Here is a 21,392-nt window from a genome sequence, read left to right on the forward strand (position 1 = left end):
AAATCGGGGGGCGCAGGCGGGCGTCCGCCGACGTCAGGCGAGAGATCGGTTGTACAGCCAGAACGCGCGCTCCACCCACGCGCCGGCGGTCTTGGCGTAGAACGCCAGCGGCCCCACCCAGCCGATCTGGGCGGTGCGCTGCCCGGTCGCCGCCAGCTCGCGCAGGCAGCACCGCAGCAGCACGCTGCCGACCCCGAGCCCGCGCGCCGACTCGGCGGTCCCCATCGGGCCGAACCACAGGGGCCGGGCGCCCCAGGCCGCGAAGCCGAGGATCTCCCCGCCCCGGACGGCGTAGTGGCAGCCGGTCGCGTGCTCGGCCTCCCACGCCCACGCGTCGTTCCAGTTCTCACGGGCGAACGCGACCACCGCGTCCCGCTGCCCCGCGGGCGCCGCGCGGACGGTCGCCCCCGCCGCGGCGAGCCGGGCGAGGTCGTCCTCCTCCGAGGGCGCCCGGGCGTAGCCCGTCCCGGTGGCGAGCGGCTCGGCGGAGGCGTCCCGGGGGCCGTATGCGGCCAGGTCGACGGTCATGTTCCAGGCGACGCGGTACCGCTCGTACCCCATGCTCTCGGCCAGCAGGACGGCGGGCGTGTAGCGGACGTCGATGCCCGGCCAGGCGTAGCACGGCGGGTTGGCGGCGAGCCGCACCTCCCGCACCCCGTGATCGCGCAGCCAGCCCTCGGCCGCGACGACCAGGGCCCGGCCGAGGCCCCGGCACCGGGCCTCGGGGCGCACGGCGAACAGGTCCACGTGGCCGAGGCCCGGGACGGCCGAGGTGGAGGCGAACACCACGCCTTCCAGGCCGGAGGTGACCAGCGCCGTCCAGGTGCGGCCCTCGGGCGGATCGGCCAGCCGGGCGACGAGCTGCGGCGCCTCGGGAGCGTCCAGCGTCAGCGCCTCGCGTGCCAGCCCGCCGACGACGGGCATGTCGTCGGCGGAGGCGATCCGGATGCCGATCACGCCGCCTCCGGGCGAACGGGACTCCTCACGCCGCCTCCTCGGGGATCACGTTGCGCCGCGCCGGGTGGAAGCAGGCGTGCTCGTGCGGCGCGGGGACGTGCCCGCCGATCGGCGGTTCCTCCACACGCATCAGTTCGGGAAGCTCGGCCGTGCAGCGCTCGGTGCGGAACGGGCATCTGCGGGCGAACAGGCAGCCCGAGTCCGGGTGGCGCTCGTCCAGGGCCTCGGTCGGCACCACGCGGTCCCGCCCCGGACGCTCCAGCCCGTGCAGGACCGGGATCGCCGACAACAGCGACTGCGTGTACGGGTGGACGGGTCCGGAGATCACGGACTCGGTGAGCCCCCGCTCCACCACCTGCCCCCGGTACAGGACGTACAGCTCGCCCTCGTCGCCGACGTACCGCGCGGTGGCGATGTCGTGGGTGATGAACAGCACGCTCACCCCGAGCCGCTCTCGCAGGTCCTTCAGCAGGGCGAGGACGCTGAGCCGCATCGACACGTCGATCATCGAGACCGACTCGTCGGCCACGAGCATCTCCGGGTCCACGGTGAGCGCGCGGGCGATGACCACGCGCTGGCGCATGCCGCCGGAGAGCTGGTGGGGGTAGCGGCCGAGCACGTACCCGGGGTCGATGCCGACCAGGGACAGCAGCTCCTCGGCGCGGTCGTCCACCCAGGCCGACGACCGCCCGGTGCGGCGGGCGCGCAGGGCGAGCGGCGCCTCCAGGGTCTGGTGGATCGTGCGCGTCGGGTTGAGCGCGGAGTACGGGTCCTGGTGGATGAGCTGGATCTTGCGGAACTCCGCCTCCCGCCGCTTGTGCCGCAGCGAGGACATCGGCGTGCCGTCGATGACGATCTCGCCGGAGTCGTAGGTCTCCAGGCCCGCGATGATGCGCCCGAGCGTGGTCTTGCCGCAGCCGGACTCGCCGATGAACGAGACCGCCCCGCCCTTGGGGATGCTGAAGTCGACCCCGCGCAGCGCCCGCACCTCGCGTCCGCCGAGCACGTTCCCGCGCTGCCTGTAGGTCTTGGTGATCCCGGTGCCGCTGATCACGCGTGCTCCCCCCGTCCGGCGGCGGACACCTGCGGCTCCCGGGCGTGGCAGGCGACGGTCCGCTCCTCGTGTCGCACGGGCGAGGGCGCGGTCGTCTCGCAGACCTCCATGCGCAGCGGGCAGCGCTCGCGGAACACGCACCCCTGCTTGGGCAGCGTGCCCAGCGTGGGGGGCCGTCCGGGCAGGGCACAGGCCTCGGCGGGGTCGCCGGACAGGCGCGGGATGGCCCGGATCAGGCCCTGGGTGTACGGGTGGCTGGGCGCGCCGAGGACGTCCATGGTGGGCCCGTGCTCGACCACCCGGCCGCCGTACATCACGGCGAGCCGGTCGGTGACCTCGGCCGCCACGCCGATGTCGTGGGTGACCATGAGCGTGGTGAGCCCGCGCTCCTTGTGGACCTCCCGGATGATCCGCAGGATCGTCGCCTGCGTGATCATGTCGAGGGCGGTGGTGGGCTCGTCCAGGATCGCCAGGCGGGCGTTCAGCACGAGGGCCAGCATGATGCCGACCCGCTGGCGCATCCCGCCCGACAGCTCGTGCTGGTGAGAGTCCAGGACGCGGGCGCCGTCCAGGCCCATGCGCTCCAGCAGCGCCCGAGCGTCCCGGACCAGCGCGGCCAGGTCGTCCACGCCGTGCGAGCGGCCGAGGTCGAGCAGCTGCTTGCCGACCGTCTTCAGCGGGTTGAGGGAGTTCTGCGCGGCCTGGAAGACGTACCCGAGGTGACGTCCCCGCGCGCCGCGCAGCTCGTCGCCCGTGAGCCGGAGCACGTCGCCGAGGCCGTCGACCTCCACGCTGCCGCCGGCGATGCGGCCGGGCGGCTGCACGGCGTTGAGCAGCGACAGCGCCAGCGTCGACTTGCCCGAGCCGGACTCGCCGACGATGCCGGTGATCGTGCCCGGGTCGATGGTGAGGGAGACGCCGCCGAGGGCGGGCAGCTCGCCGAGCGGGGTCTTGTAGACGACCGTGAGGTCGCGCACGCGGACGCCCGGCGGCGGCCCCGCGTCGGGACGGGGGGCGCCGGTACTGCCCGGACCGGTACTGCCCGGACCGGTACTGCCCGGAACGGTGCTGTCCGAGGCGGGCCCGGCGGGGCGGGAACGCCTCAGGAGCCGTGACGCGTTCATGGTCACCGGGTTACTCCTCACGCAGCCGTGGGTTGAAGATCTCGTCCATCGCGTCCACGACGAGGACGATGCCAAGGGTCAGCAGCAGGATGGCCAGCAGCGGCGCCAGCAGGTACGGCAGCGCGGCCGCGCTGGTCAGCGCGCCGCCGCCGAAGACGGCGAGGTTCAGCATCACGCCCCAGTTGTTGGAGTCGAAGGGCAGGACGCCGAGGAAGAACAGGCCGACCTGGGCGTAGATCGCGCCGGTCACGGCGATCAGCATGTTCATCGCGATGTACGGCGCCATGCCCGGCAGCAGCTCGCGCAGGATGATGTGCCGGGTGGGCAGGCCGAGCCCCCGGGCGGCCTCGATGAAGCCGCGCTCACGCAGCGACAACGTCTGCGAGCGGACGGCCCGCGCGATGCCACCCCAGCCGAGCAGGCCGAGGACCAGGCCCATCTCCAGCGGGCCCTCGAACTTCCAGACCGTCGACAGCACCAGCAGCAGCGGAAGCCCCGGGATGGTGAGCTGAAGGTCGGTGAAGCGCATGAGCACGGTGTCCCAGCGTCCCCGGTGGAACCCGGCGAGCAGCCCGAGCGCCGTGCCCACCGCGACCGTGATGACCGCCGTGGCCAGGCCGGTGAGGATGACGTACCGGGACCCGGTGACGACCAGCGCGAGGACGTCGGTGCCCTCGAAGTCGGTGCCGAAGGGGTGGGCCAGGCTCGGCGCGGCGTACAGGGCGTTGTCGTCGCGCGGGAGGTGGGCCGGGTACAGCATCGGGCCGAACACGGCCATCAGCGCGAACAGGGCGATGATGGCCACCCCGGCGATGCGGCTCGGCTTACGGCGCAGCACGCGGGCCACGCCCCGCCAGAAGTTGCGGCGCAGGGTGGCGCGGGCGCTTCCCTGGCCTCCGGGGAGCATCGCGGTGACGGTCATGCCGCGCCTCCCGTCCGCACGCGCGGGTCGATCACGGCGTACAGCAGGTCGGCCGCGATGTTGGCGACGATGACCGCGACCGTGGTCACCAGGAAGGTGCCGCCCATGAGCGCGTAGTCGCGGGCGCCGATGCTGTTGACGAGCAGGAGCCCGAGCCCGGGATAGTTGAAGATCCGCTCGATGAAGATGGCGCCACCGAACAGCATGCCCAGCGACAGCGCGAGGATCGTGAACAGCGGCAGGATCGCGTTGCGGGCGATGTACCGGAACAGCACCCAGCGCGACATCCCGCGCAGCTCGGCGGCGAGGATGAAGTCGTCGCCGAGGACGGTCGCCACGCTGGACTTCATCGCCAGCACCCAGCCGCCGTAGCTGGCCAGGGCGTACGTCAGCACGGGCAGCGTGGCGTGCTGGATCAGCGAGGCCAGGTACGGACCGTTCAAACCGGGCGTGAACTCGACGTCCACCGGCCCGCCGGCCGGGAGGATCGGCCACAGCGTCGTGAAGATCGCCAGGACCAGCAGGCCGAGCACGTACTGCGGCACGCCGTGCAGCAGCGAGCCGGAGATCGCCAGCGCGTCGCCCAGCTTGCCCGACCGCTTGATGCCCGCGTAGACGCCGAGCGTCACCCCGAGCAGGAAGCTCAGCAGCGTGCCGCCGAGCACGGGAAGGATGGTCCACGAGGCGGCGTGCCCGATCAGCGTGGTGACCTCGGCGCCGGGCGTGCTGAGCGACTGGCCGAGGTCCAGGTGCAGCAGCGCCTTCATGTAGTCGACGTACTGCTGCCACAGCGAGCCCGTGGGCAGGAAACCGTACAGGGCGGCGGTCGCGCGCTGCGCCTGGTCCGGGGACATGCCGCGCTCGATCAGCTTCTCGTACTGGCCGAGGACCGGATTTCCGGGGATGTTGCGGATGATCACGAAGCTGATCGTGGTGACCACCCAGATCATGGCGAGCCCGCGCACCAGATGGCCCGCGAAGCGCCGCCGGACCGCGCGGCCCGCGGCCTTCCTGCCGGCCCGGTCGGGCAGGTAGGGTTCGGGGGCGATCGGCGTGCCCGCCGTGCCGGTCGAGCCTGCATGGCCCGTTCTGTCCCCCTGGTCCGCCCGGGAGGCGTCACGGGTCGCGAAAAGCTTCATAGGTTACTTCTTCTCGATCATGCCGAGCTGCATCCACACGCCCGCGGGCAGCCGCAGCGCCTCGCTGCCGGCCGGAGGCCAGCCGGTGTAGCGGGTCGTGTTGACGAACTGGGTGTTGACGTAGTCGTAGAGCTGGATCACCGGGAGCTGCTGGTTCGTCAGCCCCGCGAGCGTGCCGACGATGCGCTGCTGCTCGTCCGGCGTGGCCAGGTTCAGGCGGTTGGTGAGTTCGCCGGGGTTCACCCCGGCGACGACCTCGGGGCCGCCCATCCAGTTACCGTCCTTGCCGGGCGGCGAGTGGCGCAGCCGCCCCGCGAGCAACGACCAGCCGTTGGCCGAGCCGTAGAGGCGCTGGAAGATGTTGTACGGCGACGGGCCGAGCGCCATCAGCCAGAACCCGATGTCGAGCTTGCCCGACGCCAGCTCGTCCAGGTAGAGCGTGTAGTCGGCCGAGGTGGTCACGCTCGCGTCGATGCCGTGGTCGTTGAGCTGGCTCGCGATCGACTTGGCCGCCGCCACCCAGTCGGAGAACTCGGCGGGCACGGTGAGGCGCACCTTCCAGGGCTTGCCGTCCGGCATCGCCCACAGGCCGTTCCTCTTGACCATGCCGGCCGCCTTCAGCTCCTTCGTGGCCTTGGCCGGGTCCATCTTGTACGGGTTCAGCTTCGCGAGCCCGTCGCCGAGCCACGCCTTGGCCGCGGTGCCGTGGATGCCGGTGGTCGTGACGGACGGCGTGCCCGCCTCGGGCGAGGCGATCTTGGTGAGCTGGGCGCGGTCGATCAGGTAGGCCAGCGCGCGGCGGACGTGCACGTTGTCGTACGGCTTGTGCGCCTGGTCGAACGCCAGCGACGCCGCCACCGGGGAGTAGCCCTTGCGGATCTCGTTGCCCTTGGTGGCCTTGATGCGGGCCATGACGGCGGCCGGCACGGCGGTGAACGGCGCGTTGTCCAGCTTGCCGGAGACCAGGTAGTTCCAGATCTGCTCGTTGCCGGTGTAGTTGAGCACCTTCACCTTGTCGGGCACGATCTTGTGGGCGTCGTAGAAGTGGGGGTTCTTCTTCAGCAGCGCGGCCCCGGGGTTGATCCGCTCCAGCACGAACGGGCCCGCCGAGACGTCCTCCGGCGGCGAGAAGCCGATGACCTTCTGCGACAGGCCGGTGATCTGGGCCTTGGCCTTGTCGGCGGCCGGGCCGGTGCCCCGGGCGGCCTTGAGCGTGGCCCAGAAGCCGGCGGGCAGCAGCGGGCCGTAGACGTGGTCGGGCACGATGACCGTCGACAGGACGTTCCTGAGGAACGCGTTGCTGCGGTTGGCGCCCTGGGTGATCTTGACGGTCTTGGCGTCGACCACCGTGATGTCGGCCGCGGCCCCGGCGGCGCCCGCGTTCACGGTGTACGCGCTGCCGCCCTGGGTGTAGGCGAGGCCGATCGACGTGCGGACGTCCGCGCTGGTCACGGGCTTGCCGTCCGACCAGCGGGCCTGCGGGCGCAGGTGGATGACGACCTCACCCTGGCCGGGCGTGACCGACCAGCTTCCGGCGAGGCCGGGGTAGAACAGGTCAGGGTTCATCAGATCGTTCTTGGGCCAGCCCAGCGACATCGCGTCGTAGCCCATGAACGTGCTGCCCTGCGGGTTGAAGGGGTTGATCGGCGCGCTGGCGTCGATCTGCTTCGAACCGTCGATCGTCGTGTATATGCCTCCAGGCCCGCTGGAGGAGTTCCCCGTGGTGCCGCAGGCGGTGGCTGTCGCGACCACCGCCAGGGCGGCGATCGCTGTGAGTCGCTTCATCAAAAGTGCTCCAGGTCCCCGATTGCCAGGACCATACGGGCGCCAGGACAGGGTGGTCAATTTTTTCGTTCACACAGCTTAGCATGAAGCTATCTTTTATCTAGTCCTCTACCTGCGACGATGCCCTCGGACGGCGGGCGACGGCGGGCATGGCGGGCACCGAGACGGGAGCCGCGCGTGACATCGGCCACACCAGCCATGACGGGTCGAAGGCGTGCGCCGAAGCCCGTGCGCATGCCCGGGGACGCGAAAAGGCCCCGGCCGGAGACCGGGGCCCGTCGAGAATGTAGGGGGAGCCGGAGGGGTCAGACCGCGCGGCCGAGGCCGCCGACCGCGCCCGCCTCACCTGGCCTGACGAGCGAGAGATGCACGTCCGGACGCCAATCCTGGAGCTCCACGACGCCGGGCTCGATCATCTCCAGTCCGTCGAAGAAGGCGCGCACCTGCTCCGCCGACCGGGACTTCGTCCCCGGCACGGTCGTCCGGCTGAACACCTGGTGGCCCTGGCGCTCCTTCTCGGGGCTCAGGGCGCGGACCGAGCCGTGGGAGATCGCCAGGTGGCCACCGGGCCCGAGCGCGCCCTTCATGGCCGTGACGATGCGCGCGGCCTCGTCGTCGTCCGGGACGAAGTGCAGCACGCCGACCAGCAGGATCGCCACGGGTCGCGAGAAGTCCAGGTGGGAGCGGATCTCCTTGTGGCCGAGCAGGGCCTCCGGGTCGCGCATGTCGGCGCCCACGGCGACCACGCGCTCGTTCTCGGCCAGCAGTGCGCGGGCGTGCGACAGGACGATGGGGTCGTTGTCGACGTAGACGATGCGGGAGTCGGGGGCGAACTCCTGCGCGACCTGGTGGACGTTGCGCTGCGTCGGCAGCCCGGCGCCGATGTCCAGGAACTGGCGGATGCCCAGGCGGCTGAGGTACGTCACGGCGCGGACGAGGAACTCGCGGTTCTCGCGGGCGATGTCGCGGATGTTCGGGAGGATCTCGATGATCTTCTCGGCCGCCGCGCGGTCGGACGCGAAGTTGTCCTTGCCACCGAGGTAGTAGTCGTACATTCTCGCGACGCTCGGCGTGAACGGATCGACTCCCGCTGGTGCCTTCGGCTCACTCACGCCACTCCTCGCACGATGACTTAGTACATCAAGGATCTTAGGGGATTCGGCGGTGGATGTGGATTTCCGACCCCAAACCCGGGATATGTGGCGACCGATGGGCGAGACGCGACAGAGCGCCCAAGCGTTCCTCGAAGAGGGGGACGGCGTGTGAAAAGCCGGGCATGGCCTGCGGTGATTCCGAGCACCATACGAGGGAAATCGGGATAAAGGACGAAAGGGCCGCCCCGGGAACGTCCCGGAACGGCCCTCCCGGGCCAACTCAGCCGCCGAGCAGCTTGCGCACACGGTCGGCGCCGGCCGCCAGCAGCAGCGTCGGCAGGCGCGGGCCGGTGTCCCGCCCGACCAGCAGTGTGTAGAGCAGCGCGAAGAACTCGCGCTGCGCGACCTTGAGCTCGGGCGTCGGCTTGGCGTCGGGCGTGAGCCCGGCCTGGACCTTCGGCACGCCGTACACCAGCGTCGTCAGCCCGTCCAGCGACCAGTGCTCGTCCAGGCCGTCCAGCAGCAGGCGCAGCGACTCGCGCTCGCGGTCGCCGAGGGACGCCAGCAGCGCGATGTCCGGCTCCTCGCGCACGCGGGTGCGCTGCTCGGCGGGGACCTGCGTGGTGACCCACCGCTCGGCGCGGTCGAGCCGGGGCCGGGTCTCGTCCAGGGACGTGATCGGGTGCTCCGGGTCGAGATCGCGCAGGATGCGCAGCGTCTGCTCGGCGTGGCCGGTGGTCACGTCGACGATCGAGGCCAGCGTGCGGTAGGGCAGCGGCCTCGGCGTCGTGGGCAGCGGGCCCGCGGCGGTCGCCGCCGCCCGGCCGTACGCGGACAGGTCGGCCGGCAGGGCCGTGCCCTCGTCGACCTTGCGCCGCAGCGTGTCCCACTCGTCGTAGGTGCGCTGGATCTCCTGGTCGAAGGCGATCTTGAACGACTGGTTCGGCTTGCGCCGCGCGTACAGCCAGCGCAGCAGCGGCGCCTCCATGATGGCCAGGGCGTCGGCCGGGGTCGGCACGGCGCCCTTGGAGCTGCTCATCTTGGCCATGCCGCTGATGCCGACGAACGCGTACATCGGCCCGATCGGCTGCTCGGCGCCGAAGATCTCCTTGACGATGTGCCCGCCGACGACGAAGGACGACCCCGGCGAGCTGTGGTCGACGCCGGAGGGCTCGAACACCACGCCCTCGTACGCCCAGCGCATCGGCCAGTCGACCTTCCACACCAGCTTGCCCCGGTCGAACTCCGAGAGCCGGACGGTCTCGGAGTGGCCGCACACGCAGGTGTAGGACAGTTCGGTGGTCTCGTCGTCGTAGGCGGTGACCGTGGTCATGTCGCGGTCGCACACCGAGCAGTACGGCTTGTACGGGAAGTAGCCCGCCGCGGCCGTCCCGTCGTCCTCGCTCGCCGCGCCGGAGCCCTCGGCCGCCGCCTCGGCCGCGGCGGCGTCGGCCTCGTCCAGCCCCTGCTGGGGGGCCTTCTTGGCCTGCTTGCCCTTGGTGCGGTAGCGGTCGAGGATCGCGTCGATGCGCGCGCGCTCGCGCATGGCGAGCAAGATCTGCGAGCGGTAGGCACCCGAGGTGTACTGCGCGGTCTGGCTGATGCCTCGGTACTCGACGCCGAGCTCGGCCAGCGCGGCGATCATCGGCGCCTTGAAGTGCTCGGCCCAGTTCGGGTGCTCACTGCCGGGCGGGGCGGGCACGGAGCTCAGCGGCTTGCCGATGTGCTCCGACCACGAGGAGTCGACCCCGGCGGGCACCTTGCGGAACCGGTCGAAATCATCCCACGAGATGATGTGCACGACCTCGTGGCCCCGGCGGCGGATCTCGTCGGCCACCAGGTGAGGCGTCATGACCTCGCGCAGGTTGCCGAGGTGGATCGGGCCCGACGGGCTGAGGCCCGATGCGCAGACGATCGGTTTGCCGGGAGCGCGGCGCTCCGCCTCGGCAATGACCTCGTCCGCGAATCGTGAGACCCAATCGGCCTCAGGGCTCATAGCCACGATGGGCACATCCTTCCTAGAAAGCCTGACGCCTCCATTGTCCCGGACCGCCGCAGTGGACCGTGCACCCGCGCCCGGACACGCCGCCGTCCCGGGCGCCTCAGGCAGCGACCGGGACGGAAAGGCTCAGGCGGCCGCCGGACGGACGGGCTCAGGCGGCCAGGACAGGGCGGGCTCAGGCGGCGACGGGGCCGGGGACGTAGGAGACGCCGGTGAGGGTCTCGGCCGTCTGCCACAGGCGCGCGGCCACGGCGTCGTCGTGCGCCCGGCGCGGCATCTTGGCCAGGCCCGGCCTGCCGACCACGCCGAACAGCCCGCGCGGCCCGTAGTACTGGCCGCCGCGCACGTCCGGGCCGGTGGCCGCGAGGATCGTGGCGAGCGCGCCCTCGGCGGGCGCCATGTTCATGCCGAAGCGCTCGCCGAGCCTGTTGGCGCCCGGCCCCCGGTTCGTGTCCCGCCCGAGGTTCGGGCCGCTGGCCTGCAGGTTCGTCCTGGTGGAGCCGGGGTGGGAGGCGATGCTGGTCACTCCCCACCCTTCGCGCGCGCTCCGCCGCTCCAGTTCCAGGGCGAACAGCAGGTTGGCCAGCTTGGACTGCGCGTACGCCCGCATGGGACGGTAGTGCCGGTCGCCGTTCAGGTCCCCGAAATCGATCTTGCCGATGTTGGCCAGGGCGCTGCTGACGTGCACGACCCGGGACGACCCGGCCTTGACCAGCAGCGGGAGCAGCCTGCCGGTGAGCGCGAAGTGGCCGAGGTAGTTGGTCGCGAACTGCAACTCGAAGCCGTCGGGGGTCGCGGTGCGCCCGGGCACGGCCATGACGCCCGCGTTGTTGACGAGAATGTCGATCGGCCGCCCGCCGTCGATCATCGCCTGGGCGAAGGCGGCGACCGCGTCGAGGCTGGAGACGTCGAGCCGCTCGGCCGTGACCTCGCCCTTCGGCCCTCCGGCGCGGATGTCCGCCACCGCGTTCGCGCCCTTGGCGAGGTCTCGCACGGCGAGCACGACGTCGGCACCGGCGAGGGCGAGGCGGCGGGCCGTCTCCAGCCCGATGCCGCTGTTCGCGCCGGTGACCACGGCCAGCTTCCCCGCCTGGCCTGGAACTTCGATGTCGTACGAAGCGCTGCCCATCTTTGGCTCCTCGTCAGCATAAAAGACCATTGGTCCGCTATATCCGTCAAGCTATCAGACCGATGGCCTCTTACCAAGCACCCGGTACCCCTCCAAGGACCCGAGGCCCCCGCCGGACCGGACTCGGCGAGTGGCGGATTTCTGTCGGTGCGGGCTGGCAAGATCATGCTGCAGGGCCGAAACCGCCGAAGGGATCGCGCGATGGCCGACGCGACGGCAGCCGATTACGCCTGGTTCGAAGAGAAGTACGGCGACAGCTTATGGACGTCCGGTTTCTGCCTGACGTTCGTCCGCGACCTCACCCCGGAGGACGCCTTCCGCCGCCTCGCGGTGGCGGGCCGGCCCGCGGACGACCCCGGGAAGACGTCGGACGCCCACCCGATCACCGCGTACACCGCGATCGGCGGCGCGGTCCTGCTGGAGGACGAAGGCCGCGCGGGCACCCTGGCCGAGGTCACCCGGCGCCTCTCGGCGGGCACGGTGACGGCGACCGTGTACCTCGACGCCGAGGACGGGCCGCAGTTCCTCTTCGCCGCCGACGGCCACCTCGTCACCGGGTTCGAGCCCGGCCTCCCGGACGGACGCTGGGGCCCGTCCCCCGACCGGCTCCTCCCCCAGATGCGCGCCGTGGGCCTGCCCACCGGCCACGACGACGCCGATCCCCCTGGTGAGGACACGGCCGTCGGCATCACGGCCGACATGGACGACGACACGGCGACCGGCGCGGGCCCGGACACCGCCGTCCTCGCCGCGATGGCCCTCGCCGAGCGCGTCACGGGCGTGCGGCTGACCTGGCGTCACCTCGCGCGGCCCGCCCTCGCAGGCTCGGCCGCGCACCTCTACTGAGCGACGGTTCCAGGCCTCCCCTGGGCCAAGCCCCCCGGCCACCGAACCCTGTCCATCGGGCCACATCGACCGGCCACGAACCCTCGTCAGCACGTCCCGGGGCCCGTCAGGCGTCCCAGTGCGCCGTCAGGGGGTCTCGGCGATCTCGATCAGCGCGATGCCGGCGAAGGCCGCCGCCAGGACCTCGTTCCCCGAACGGCCGGAGGCGGCGAGCAGGTCCACGATCAGCAGCGGCGCGTGCCGCGCGACCTCCGCGCCGTCCAGGGTGAACCCCTCGGCCTCCGACTGGTGCAGGCCCAGCGCCCCGGCCACCAGGATCACCACGACGTCGGCCTCGACGCCGGGGAACCACGCCGCCGACCGCACGGAATGCGCGACCAGATTCCGCACGTCGTCCGCCGTCAGCCCGTCGGGGTGCAGTTCTTCGAGCAGAGACCGCACCACCGCGCCCAGCACGTTGCCGACCTGCTCGGAGTCGAGCGCGGCGAGCCGTGCCGCCTCGATCGGGAACGCCTCGGCGTCACGGGACCGGGCGGCCTCGACCGCGCCGGTCGCGGCCTCGGCGATGGCCCGCGCGGGCTTGGGCAGGTGACGCCAGGTAACGCTCATGGCCTCGTTCTCCGGGTGCGGCGACGGGACGACGGACGCCAGCATGCCACGCCCGCGCCGCCGCCACGCCCGCCACGACACACGGCCCGCGCCGCCTTCGCGACCGGGCCCGCGCCGTTCAACCAGGGAACGTGGAGCAACCCCTACGCGTTGGTAGTGTTCATAAACGCGGCGGTGTTCGCGGCCAGTGATCGTCACGATGTGGGAGGGCTCAGCATGACGTCACAATCGGCCCAGACCACGCCCAAGCTCGACCGTCCCCCGACCCGGGGCACCCGGGTCAGGGGAACCCGGCAGGCTGAGGCGCTGGTGTCGGTGCTGGGCACGTTGTCCGGGTTCCACAGCGCTCAGGAGATCCACGCCGAGTTGCGCCGCCAAGGCGAGCAGGTCGGCCTGACCACCGTCTACCGGCATCTTCAGGTGCTGAGCGAGAACGACATGGTCGACGCGATCCGCGACGAGAGCGGCGAGACGCTGTACCGCCGCTGCGCGACCGGCCGCCATCACCACCACGTGACCTGCCGCTCGTGCGGGCGCAGCGTCGAGGTCGAGGGCAAGGCCGTCGAGCGGTGGGCCGACCGCGTCGCGGCCGAGGCCGGTTTCGTCGACGTCGACCACACGGTGGAGATCTTCGGCGTCTGCCCCGACTGCGTCCCGACCCGCTGACCACCGTTCCCGGCCCGGTGGGCTGCTTCCTCAGCCGCCTGGCACCGGTCCCCGAAACCGCTCGTACCCATCTGGACGGCTACGGTCCGACCGGCGGCCTGGTCAGCAGGCGCGCGTGTCCCCGCGCTCGGCGGCCCGGACGGTGAGGCCGGTGACGTAGGTGGTCAGACCGTCACGGAGGTTGGTCGGGAAGGCCTCCTCGGCCGGCGGAAGCCCCAGCTCAGCGGCGACGCGCGCGACGGCCTCCGTGGGGTGCGCGTAGGGCCACAGCCCGGACAACACGATGATCACCGCTCCCGCGAAGTGCTCGGCGACGGCGCCCTCCAGGGCGGGCAGGTGGCGGCCGACCAGTTCGCCCAGGCGGCGGATGTTCCCCATCGCCCGTTCCTTGAACCGGCGGGCGAAGTCGACCGATATCTTCCGCTCCAGCACGCCCGCCATGGCGCTGAGCAGTTCGCACAGCATCGGACGCGCGACGAGCGTATCGGCCACGGCACGCGCCACGGCCTCCTCCCGCGCGTACGGCCCCGCGCCGGCCGTCGCCTGAGCCGCGGTGCCCCCCGTCACGGCGGCCTCGCTTCCCCCTGCTTCGGTTCCCGCGGTTTCCGACCCCGCTGACTCCGTACCCGCGGATTCGGTTTTGACGGACTCGGTTCCGGCGGCGAGGGCGGCGTCCAGGGCGTCGAGCCATTCCTGCCACAGCTCGTCGAGGATCTCCAGGAAGATCGCCTCGCGGCTCTCGAAGTAGCGGAGCACGTTCGACTTGGCCAGCCCGACCCGGCTCGCGAGTTCGTTCAGGCTCAGCTCCGCCAGTGGCCGCTGGCCGAGCATCTCCCGCGCCATCGCCAGGATGGCCCCCTTGCGGATCTCGACCTGCTCGGGACGGCGTGCGCGCTGGAAGTCGGCGTGGATCACCCTGCCACGTTAGCAAACCAGTGGTCTGTTCAGCCGGTCCCGGACGGACACCGGCCCGCTTCGCCGCAGCTCACACGGACGTCCAGCAATAAGAGACCGCCGGTCGCTTGCTAGAGGAGCTGTGAGCGTCAGAGCCGGACGGAGGTGACGTCCAGGGAGCCGAACAGGGTCGAGTGGACGTTGGAGAGCCGGTCCGAGTACCCGGCCACGTTGCGGTAGAAGAAGAGCGGGACGGCCGGCAGGTCGCGGACGAGGATCTTCTCGGCGCGGCGGTAGAGCGCGCCGGCCCTGGACGGCGACGGGGTGCGGTCGGCGGCGGCCAGCAGGGCGTCGAATCCCTTGTCGCTGTAGCCGGTGTGGTTGCTGGAGTCCGCGGTGCGGTAGGTCGCCAGGACGTCGGACACGTGAGGGCTGTCCAGGAGCCACGCCCAGCGGTAGGCGCCCTGGAGCGTGCCCTGCTCGGCCCGGGTCAGCAGGTCCGCGAAGGTCGGCACGCTCGCGGCCACCACTTTCACCTGCCCGCCCAGCGCCTTGGTGGCGGCGGTGGCGGCGAGCTTGGCCCACCGGGAGTGCTGCGCGTCCCCGTTGTAGTAGATGGTGAAGGTCTTGGGCGGGACGAACCCCGCGGCGCGGGCCCTGGCCAGGGCGGCGCGCGCGCCGGCCTGGTCGTACGCGCAGGCCTCGCCGCACGTCCCGCGCCGGGCGCCGAGGGCGGGCGGCGGTACGAAGGAGTCGGCGGGTACGCGGCTCGCGCCGAACTCCTTGCCGATGGTCTCGCGCGGGATCGCCGTGGAGATGGCCCGGCGGAAGTCGGCGTTCCCGGAGATCTTGGGCTGCCTCATGGGGAAGTTGAGCACATGGATGCCGCCGGAGGGCGTGTTCACGACGCGCCCGCCGAGCCCGGTGGCGCGCGGGATGTTCGGCGCGAAGTCGACCTGGCCGTCCAGCAGCGCCTTGTACGCGGCGTCCCAGTCGGCGTAGGTGCGGTAGACGATCCGGCCGGCGGCGGGCAGGGCGGGGCCGCCGTAGTCGTCGTACCGCTCGACGGTGACGTCCTCGCCGGTGCGGGAGACGAAGCGGTACGGCCCGTTGCCGATCGGGGAATTGCGGTAGGCGGAGGGGCTGGTGAAGAAGGAGTCGGGCAGCGGCGCGAACGCCAGCCGTCCGAGCATGGGGACGAACCCCCCGAACGGCTCGTTCAGCGTGATCGTGAACGCGTGGTCGTCGATCACCTTCAGGCCGGAGAGCACCCCCGAACGCGCGGGCTTCTGGAAGCCGGCGATGTGCTGGAAGTAGTAGGAGCCGTTCGCGCTCTCGCGGGCGCCGTGGCTCCAGGCCTTGACGAAGTTGCGGGCCTTCACCTCGGTGCCGTCGTGGAAACGCCAGCCCTTCTTCAGCCGTACGGTGAAGACCTTGTTGTCCTTGGTGGTGATCGAGGACGCGACGGCGTACCGGGTGGCGGCCCTGCCGGGAAGGTACTCGACGAGGCCGGTGAACATCGCGCCGAGCGCCTCGCCGCCGCACGCCTCGTCCAGCTCGGCCGGTTCCATGGTGCCCGGCGGGCAGGCGGCGACCGTGATCTCGTCGCCCTCGGCGGCGGACGCCCCGGGGGCGAAGGCGGCCAGGGCGAGCAGGGACGCGGTGGCGGCCACGGTGGCGCGTCGCGTAGCGGGCATTCTCGACCTCCACGAAGGCGGAAAAGATCACCCTAGTGGAGACGCCGTCCCCCTGCCCGCGAACGCCGGACCCGGAGCGCCAGGCCGACGCCGCGCCCTCCAGGTCCCCGGCCCTACAGGCTGACCCGCACCCGGTAGCGTTCGAGCCAGCCATTGAACTGCAGGAACCCCTCCAGCGCGGCGCGCACGTCGTGGCGGCTCACCGCGTCCTGCGGCAGGTCCAGCAGGGCGCGCACCTTGGCGACGTCCACCAGCGGCTCCGCGGCGACGTGCCCGGACAGGACCCGGGCGGCCCGCTCGCGCAGGGCCTTCTCGTACCCGGGGTCCTGTGTCGAGGGGTACGGGCTCTTGCGCCGTTCCAGCACCGACCGCGGCAGCAGGTCGCCGGTCGCCGCGCGCAGCAGGCTCTTCTCCCGCCCGTCGAAGGTCTTCAGCGACCACGGCGCGTTGAACACGTACTCGACGAGCCGGTGGTCGCAGAACGGGACGCGGACCTCCAGGCCGGTGGCCATGCTCATGCGATCCTTGCGGTCCAGCAGGATCTGCACGAACCGGGTGAGGTGCAGGTAGCTGATCTCCCGCATGCGCGCCTCCAGCCCGGTCTCCCCGGGCAGGCGCGGCACCTCGTCCAGCGCCTGGCGGTAGCGCGCCGCGCGGTAGCCGGGGATGTCCAGCTTGTCGGCGAGGTCCTCGTTGAGGACCTTTTCCAGGGCGGTGAACTGCGTGCCGTGCAAGGCCAGCCACGGGAAGGTGCCGGAGTTGACGGCCTCGGGGTCGTGGAACCACTTGTACCCGCCGAACACCTCGTCGGCCGACTCTCCGGACAGCGCGACGGTCGAGTGGCCGCGGATGGCCTTGAACAGCAGGTAGAGCGAGGTGTCCATGTCGCCGATGCCGGTGGGCATGTCGCGGGCCCGCAGGACGCCGGAGCGCACGGCCGGGTCCATGAGGTCGACGGAGTCCAGGACGATGTCGGTGTGCTCGACGCCGAGGCTCCTGAGGTGGCCGACGAGGTCGTGGACGAACGGCGTGTCGGGTGTGTCGCGCATCTCGTCGGGGCTGAAGTGCTCGGTGTAGCCGACGAAGTCGACCGAGAACGAGCGCAGCTTGCCCTCTCCGTGCTCGTGCAGGGCCTTGGCGGCGAGCGCGGTGACCGCGCTTGAGTCGAGCCCGCCGGACAGCAGCGTGCACAGCGGCACGTCGGAGATCAGCTGACGTTCGACGATGTCGTCGAGCAGTCCCCTGACGGTGCGGACGGTCGCATGCACGTCGTCGGTGTGCTCGTGCGATTCGAGCTGCCAGTACCGCTCCTTGGCGATGCCGTGGCGGTTCACGACGACGACGGAGCCGGGGCGCACCTCGTACATACCCTGGTAGATCGCGCATTCCGGGGTCTTGACGAACGAGATCAGCTCGCGCATGCCCTCGGCGTCGACGACCGGATGGCACAGGGGGTTCGCCAGGATGGCCTTGGGCTCGGAGCCGAACAGCACGCCGCACGGGGTCGGGTAGTAGTACAGGGGCTTGATGCCGAGGCGGTCCCGGACGAGCAGGAGTTCCTCGGTGCGGGTGTCCCAGATGCCGAGGGCGTACATGCCGTTGAGGCGGGTGGCGAAGCCGATGCCCCATTCCATGTAGGCGCGCAGGACGACCTCGGTGTCGCTGCGGGTGCGGAATCGATGGCCCTTCGCGGCCAGCTCGGAGCGTAGTTCGAGGAAGTTGTAGACCTCGCCGCTGTAGGTCAGGACGGCCTCGACCTCCTCGTCCTCCTCGGCGACCATCGGCTGGCGGCCACCCTTGAGGTCGATGATCGCCAGGCGCCGGTGCCCCACGGCACCGTGCAGGGAGATCCACATTCCTTCGTCGTCCGGCCCCCGGCATGCCATCTGCTCGGTCATGTCGTGAAGCGTGTCCCTCGACTCCTGGAGATCTCTGCCGTAGTCCACCCATCCGCAGATTCCGCACATCTCGACGACCCCACGTCCCGTCGGAAGAAAAGCGTCTTACCAGGTCAAACAGCCACGGAGGTATCGGGTATGCCCGCCGGCACGCCAAGGGCACCCCCTGTGCGGCCCCCGGCTCGGTAGGGGCGGGCGGGGTCGCGGTCAGCGCTCGATGATCGCCGGGTGCCGGGGGTCGTCCACGCGGACGACCACGTCGGCGAGGTCCCGCGGCGCGGCCTCGTCCTCGTACCGGGCGTAGGCGGGCAGGGTCCAGCGCTGCTCCTCGGGCGTGCGCCTGGCCAGCGCGCCCGGCGAGAGCCACAGGTGGACGGTGAGGTCGAACGCCAGCCAGCGCCCGAGCATGAGCGCGCCGTCCATGATCAGAACGGTTCCGGGCGGGACGGTGACGTACGGAGCACGGGTGGCGCGGTCGATCGCGCTGTCCCACAGGGTCGGGATGACCTTGCCCGAGCCGCCCGGCTCCAGCGGGTCGAGCACCTCGCGGGCGAGCGCGCCGACATCGAGCCAGTCGTCGTAGAAGGCGTCGGGGTCGGTGCGGCCGTACTCGAAGCGCAGCGAGGCCGGGCGCAGGAAGTCGGACGCGGAGACGCGCATGACCTCGCGGCCGCGCAGGCGCAGCGGGCCGATCAGCGCGTTCCCGAGGTCCCCCGGACGGGCCGGCGGCGCGCCGTCCAGGGCCACCCGCACGCGGGCCGGGGCGGGCGTCGCGGCGATGCGGTCGGCGAGCTCCTCGACCAGCGCGCCGGGCGAGATGGGGCGTACGTGCACCTCCCCATCCTGGCCGATCATCGGCCCGCGCCGTTCCAACAACGGCACCGCGGCCCTCAACGGCTGGACGACCGCCTGGACGCTGCAGTCCGGCACCACGATCAACACCCTGTGGAACGGCGTCCATACGGTGAGCGGCAGCAACATCACCGTCAAGAACGCCGACTACAACCGGACCATCCCGGGAGGCGGCACCACAACCTTCGGGTACGTGGCCTCCGGCACCCCGGGAACGCCCACCCTCACCTGCACGAGCCCCTGACGGCTCCCTCAAAACGGCACTGAAACGGCACAGAAACGGCACTGAGACGGCACTGAGACGGCGCCGCCCGCGCGGGCGGCGCCGTCGCCGGGGCGCGGGTGAACAACCGGTTAATGCCCGGCCGGACCGCGCGCGCCCGTACCGGGAGTCGTGTTGGCTACTGTCCATGAACCCCGCCCCCGCCGCGCGCCCCTCCCGGTCCTGGCCCGACGCCGACGTCGTGGGAACGGCGGTCGGCAGGCCCGTCACCGTGTACAGATCGGTCGACACGACCACCGGCGGCGAGCTGGCGCACGAGGGGAACCGCGTCCCCGACATCGTGGCGCTCGACGCGCGCACGCTGGTCGTCGGCTGGCGCGCGGGCGTCCGGGACAGCCGCGACCCCTCCCCCACCGACCAGGGCTCCATCCTTTTCGCGCGCTCCACGGACGGCGGCGCCACCTGGACGTCCGGCACGCTGGCCGCGGCGACGTCCACCCACCGCTACCACTTCGTGATCTTCCTGAACGACGCCGGGACGCTGTACGCGCTGCTCGGCCGGATCACCATCGCCGACGACCGCGACGCGCAGGGCGAGGTCGACGGCTTTCCCGTGCAGATGGTCGCCAAGCGCAGCACGGACGCGGGCCGGACGTGGGCGGACTTCCCCATCACGGTCCAGGTGCCGGGCAACAAGCGGGGCGTCGTGGTCGCGGGCAAGCCGCTGAGGCACGAAGGGGTGTGGCTGCTGCCGTTCTGGCGCGAGGCGGGCGGCCAGACCCGCGCGGGCGTGCTGCGCTCGACGGACCTGGTGACCTGGACGCCGGGCGGGCTGGCGGCGAACCCTCCCGACGTCGGCATCGAGGAGCCGCAGGTCATCGCCTCGCACGACGAGCCCGGCACGCTGATCATGATGGCGCGCACGCTCGACAAGCGGGGCGGCACCTCGCCCGCGCAGCGGGACGCGTACTACCGCACCCACGCGGTGCAGGCGGCCACGTGCACAAGCCGGGACGGCGGCCTGACCTGGTCCCCGATGGCGCTGGACCCGGACATCCCGAACTACTACGTCAAGGGGTTCCTCACCCGGGACACCGGCGGCCGGTACCTCACGATCTACAACACCCTCGCCGGCCCGTTCACGGGGTCGGGCGCGAGCAAGCCGGACCAGTACCGCGAGGTCCTCTGCTACAAGATCAAGCGCCCGCGCGCGCCCTGGGGCCCCGGCCGGCTCTTCGCCGACGGCGCCCGCCTCACCACCGGCGCCGCCCGCGGCTGGGACGTGTACGCCAGCGCCGACGAGTACGCGCCGGGCCGCTTCTTCGTCGTCTGGGAGCACAACCAGACCGCCATCATGGTCGCGCCGCTCGACATCACCACGTCGTTCACCGGCGTCGGCGGCGGCTTCGGCGACCTGTCGGCGTGGACGGCCACGCCCGGCGGCGGCACGGCGGCCCTCGACGGCTCCGGCCACCTCCACCTGGCCAACGCCGAGGCCGGGACCACGACCGGCTTCTCGGGCGTCACCCAGATGTACGGCCCGGCGAGCGGATTCGTCGCGTCGATCCGGGGGCGCGTGGTCTCCCATTCCCGGCTGAACCCCGCCACGGGCGCGGGCGCGGGGCTCGCGCTGAAGGTCGCCACGGGTTCCAAGAGGCTGATGCTCGCGCTCCAGGCCGACGGGGTGTACTCGTTCGTCCAGGGGACCTCTGGCTGGAGCCGCGTGCACACCGTCCAGATCGACACCTCCGCGTCCCACACGTGGCAGGTCGCGGTCGGCGCGCGCGGCGACGCCGTCCTGTACCGCGACGGCGCCGAGATGGGGGCGCGGTGGGTCGTCGCCGACTCGCGGGAGACGCCCCGCGTGTCGGTGTGGTGCTCGGGCACGGCGGCCGCGCCGTCGGAGGCGCTGGTGGACGCGGTGGAGGTCGTGGACAACGTCGCGAGCAGCGCCTGGGACGCCTTCGGCGACTGGACGCTGGACGGGGCCGGGGGCTCCGCCGAGGTCGCGGACGGCATGCTGCGCCTGCGCAGCACCGGGCGCAGGGCGTCCAGCGCGTCGATCGGCCTGGACGTCGCCGACGGCTGTGACTTCACGCTGGAGTTCCGCGGGCGGGTGGACGACGACAGCGCGCTGAACCCCGCGGGCGGGGAGGGCGTCAGCCTGGGCACCAAGGTGTCCAACGGCTACCGGCGGCTCATGCTGACGGTCCAGAAGAACGGGGTGTGGACGATGCGCAAGGGTTCGGACGTGTGGGAGAGGGTCCACGCCTCGAACACGGCCGCCGCGCCGTCCACCTGGCGGGTCACGGTGGGGTCCTCGGGCGTGGCCCGGCTCTACCGCGACGGCGCCGACACCGGGGCAACCTGGGTGATCCAGGACAGCCGGGAGAGGCCGCAGGTGACGCACTGGGTGACGGGAACGGCGGGCGGCAACGCGGCGCAGGCCCGCGTCGAGTGGACGCGCGTGACCGCGACGCCGCCTGGGGCCTGAGCCGGGG

Annotated in this window: 18 protein-coding genes; 4 read left to right on the forward strand and 14 right to left on the reverse strand. The window is 71.8% G+C overall.

The features are described 5' to 3' along the window. Positions 1 to 33: 33 nt before the first annotated feature. From AB0M95_RS18665 to AB0M95_RS18705, 9 genes are all read right to left on the reverse strand, one after another. The gene (locus tag AB0M95_RS18665) at positions 34 to 957 is read right to left on the reverse strand and encodes a GNAT family N-acetyltransferase (RefSeq protein WP_363765801.1); all 924 of its coding nucleotides are present in this window, start codon (positions 955 to 957) and stop codon (positions 34 to 36) included. A gap of 25 nt (positions 958 to 982) precedes the next feature. Next, positions 983 to 2,011, reverse strand: coding sequence for an ABC transporter ATP-binding protein (locus AB0M95_RS18670; RefSeq protein WP_363765803.1), 1,029 nt, complete (start codon positions 2,009 to 2,011; stop codon positions 983 to 985). After that, a complete protein-coding gene (locus AB0M95_RS18675; protein ID WP_363766000.1) occupies positions 2,008 to 3,135 on the reverse strand; it encodes an ABC transporter ATP-binding protein in 1,128 nt (375 codons plus the stop codon). The genes AB0M95_RS18670 and AB0M95_RS18675 overlap by 4 nt, the downstream gene beginning before the upstream one ends. 10 nt (positions 3,136 to 3,145) lie before the next feature. After that, a complete protein-coding gene (locus AB0M95_RS18680) occupies positions 3,146 to 4,057 on the reverse strand; it encodes an ABC transporter permease (protein WP_358512982.1) in 912 nt (303 codons plus the stop codon). After that, positions 4,054 to 5,196 carry an ABC transporter permease gene (locus tag AB0M95_RS18685; RefSeq protein ID WP_363765806.1) on the reverse strand — a complete coding sequence of 381 codons (1,143 nt, stop codon included), beginning with the start codon at positions 5,194 to 5,196 and terminating at the stop codon, positions 4,054 to 4,056. Before AB0M95_RS18685 ends, AB0M95_RS18680 begins: the two co-directional genes overlap by 4 nt. 3 nt (positions 5,197 to 5,199) lie before the next feature. Continuing rightward, positions 5,200 to 6,981, reverse strand: coding sequence for an ABC transporter substrate-binding protein (locus AB0M95_RS18690; RefSeq protein WP_363765808.1), 1,782 nt, complete (start codon positions 6,979 to 6,981; stop codon positions 5,200 to 5,202). A 305-nt stretch (positions 6,982 to 7,286) separates the two neighbouring features. Further along, entirely contained in the window at positions 7,287 to 8,093 is an 807-nt protein-coding gene (locus AB0M95_RS18695; RefSeq protein ID WP_363765810.1) for an SAM-dependent methyltransferase, read from the reverse strand. Positions 8,094 to 8,355: 262 nt separating this feature from the next. Then, entirely contained in the window at positions 8,356 to 10,071 is a 1,716-nt protein-coding gene (gene lysS, locus AB0M95_RS18700) for a lysine--tRNA ligase (RefSeq protein ID WP_363766003.1), read from the reverse strand. Positions 10,072 to 10,252: 181 nt separating this feature from the next. Continuing rightward, positions 10,253 to 11,206 (reverse strand): SDR family oxidoreductase, encoded by a 954-nt coding sequence (locus tag AB0M95_RS18705; protein ID WP_363765813.1) that lies wholly within the window; start codon positions 11,204 to 11,206, stop codon positions 10,253 to 10,255. Between the two features lie 201 nt (positions 11,207 to 11,407). Here AB0M95_RS18705 and AB0M95_RS18710 point away from each other — a divergent pair, with 201 nt between their 5' ends. Next, the gene (locus tag AB0M95_RS18710) at positions 11,408 to 12,052 is read left to right on the forward strand and encodes a DUF6461 domain-containing protein (protein WP_363765816.1); all 645 of its coding nucleotides are present in this window, start codon (positions 11,408 to 11,410) and stop codon (positions 12,050 to 12,052) included. Positions 12,053 to 12,178: 126 nt separating this feature from the next. Here AB0M95_RS18710 and AB0M95_RS18715 read toward each other — a convergent pair whose 3' ends face one another. Further along, positions 12,179 to 12,661 (reverse strand): hypothetical protein, encoded by a 483-nt coding sequence (locus AB0M95_RS18715; protein ID WP_363765819.1) that lies wholly within the window; start codon positions 12,659 to 12,661, stop codon positions 12,179 to 12,181. Between the two features lie 216 nt (positions 12,662 to 12,877). On the opposite strand from AB0M95_RS18715, the gene AB0M95_RS18720 reads away from it, so the two are divergent. After that, the gene (locus AB0M95_RS18720) at positions 12,878 to 13,327 is read left to right on the forward strand and encodes a Fur family transcriptional regulator (protein ID WP_363765822.1); all 450 of its coding nucleotides are present in this window, start codon (positions 12,878 to 12,880) and stop codon (positions 13,325 to 13,327) included. A gap of 102 nt (positions 13,328 to 13,429) precedes the next feature. Here the strand turns inward: AB0M95_RS18720 and AB0M95_RS18725 are convergent, their stop codons facing one another. The 4 genes from AB0M95_RS18725 to AB0M95_RS18740 all read right to left on the reverse strand — a co-directional run bounded on the left by AB0M95_RS18725 (position 13,430) and on the right by AB0M95_RS18740 (position 18,650). Further along, a complete protein-coding gene (locus AB0M95_RS18725) occupies positions 13,430 to 14,242 on the reverse strand; it encodes a TetR family transcriptional regulator (RefSeq protein WP_363765824.1) in 813 nt (270 codons plus the stop codon). A 128-nt stretch (positions 14,243 to 14,370) separates the two neighbouring features. Continuing rightward, a complete protein-coding gene (locus AB0M95_RS18730) occupies positions 14,371 to 15,918 on the reverse strand; it encodes an ABC transporter substrate-binding protein (RefSeq protein WP_363765827.1) in 1,548 nt (515 codons plus the stop codon). A 113-nt stretch (positions 15,919 to 16,031) separates the two neighbouring features. After that, positions 16,032 to 17,885 (reverse strand): asparagine synthase (glutamine-hydrolyzing), encoded by a 1,854-nt coding sequence (gene asnB / locus AB0M95_RS18735; RefSeq protein WP_363765830.1) that lies wholly within the window; start codon positions 17,883 to 17,885, stop codon positions 16,032 to 16,034. A 138-nt stretch (positions 17,886 to 18,023) separates the two neighbouring features. Further along, a complete protein-coding gene (locus AB0M95_RS18740; RefSeq protein WP_363765833.1) occupies positions 18,024 to 18,650 on the reverse strand; it encodes a uridine kinase in 627 nt (208 codons plus the stop codon). Between AB0M95_RS18740 and AB0M95_RS18745 the strand changes: the two genes are divergently transcribed. Beyond that, positions 18,634 to 18,912 carry a cellulose binding domain-containing protein gene (locus AB0M95_RS18745; RefSeq protein WP_363765836.1) on the forward strand — a complete coding sequence of 93 codons (279 nt, stop codon included), beginning with the start codon at positions 18,634 to 18,636 and terminating at the stop codon, positions 18,910 to 18,912. The two genes, AB0M95_RS18740 and AB0M95_RS18745, sit on opposite strands and share 17 nt — an antisense overlap. A 166-nt stretch (positions 18,913 to 19,078) precedes the next feature. Continuing rightward, complete coding sequence (locus AB0M95_RS18750; protein WP_363765839.1) at positions 19,079 to 21,385, forward strand: sialidase family protein; 2,307 nt, start codon at positions 19,079 to 19,081, stop codon at positions 21,383 to 21,385. The last annotated feature ends 7 nt before the right edge of the window (positions 21,386 to 21,392 follow it).

The sequence above is a fragment of the Sphaerisporangium sp. NPDC051017 genome (genome assembly GCF_040683095.1).
Lineage (GTDB): Bacteria > Actinomycetota > Actinomycetes > Streptosporangiales > Streptosporangiaceae > Sphaerisporangium.

Excerpts from the sequence above, each read along its gene's own strand:
- AB0M95_RS18675 (WP_363766000.1), bottom strand. The coding sequence starts at position 3,135 with ATGAACGCGTCACGGCTCCTGAGGCGTTCCCGCCCCGCCGGGCCCGCC.
- AB0M95_RS18680 (WP_358512982.1), bottom strand. The coding sequence starts at position 4,057 with ATGACCGTCACCGCGATGCTCCCCGGAGGCCAGGGAAGCGCCCGCGCC.
- AB0M95_RS18685 (WP_363765806.1), bottom strand. The coding sequence starts at position 5,196 with ATGAAGCTTTTCGCGACCCGTGACGCCTCCCGGGCGGACCAGGGGGAC.
- AB0M95_RS18690 (WP_363765808.1), bottom strand. The coding sequence starts at position 6,981 with ATGAAGCGACTCACAGCGATCGCCGCCCTGGCGGTGGTCGCGACAGCC.
- lysS (WP_363766003.1), bottom strand. The coding sequence starts at position 10,071 with ATGAGCCCTGAGGCCGATTGGGTCTCACGATTCGCGGACGAGGTCATT.
- AB0M95_RS18705 (WP_363765813.1), bottom strand. The coding sequence starts at position 11,206 with ATGGGCAGCGCTTCGTACGACATCGAAGTTCCAGGCCAGGCGGGGAAG.
- AB0M95_RS18710 (WP_363765816.1), top strand. The coding sequence starts at position 11,408 with ATGGCCGACGCGACGGCAGCCGATTACGCCTGGTTCGAAGAGAAGTAC.
- AB0M95_RS18715 (WP_363765819.1), bottom strand. The coding sequence starts at position 12,661 with ATGAGCGTTACCTGGCGTCACCTGCCCAAGCCCGCGCGGGCCATCGCC.
- AB0M95_RS18720 (WP_363765822.1), top strand. The coding sequence starts at position 12,878 with ATGACGTCACAATCGGCCCAGACCACGCCCAAGCTCGACCGTCCCCCG.
- AB0M95_RS18730 (WP_363765827.1), bottom strand. The coding sequence starts at position 15,918 with ATGCCCGCTACGCGACGCGCCACCGTGGCCGCCACCGCGTCCCTGCTC.
- asnB (WP_363765830.1), bottom strand. The coding sequence starts at position 17,885 with ATGTGCGGAATCTGCGGATGGGTGGACTACGGCAGAGATCTCCAGGAG.
- AB0M95_RS18745 (WP_363765836.1), top strand. The coding sequence starts at position 18,634 with ATGGGGCGTACGTGCACCTCCCCATCCTGGCCGATCATCGGCCCGCGC.
- AB0M95_RS18750 (WP_363765839.1), top strand. The coding sequence starts at position 19,079 with ATGAACCCCGCCCCCGCCGCGCGCCCCTCCCGGTCCTGGCCCGACGCC.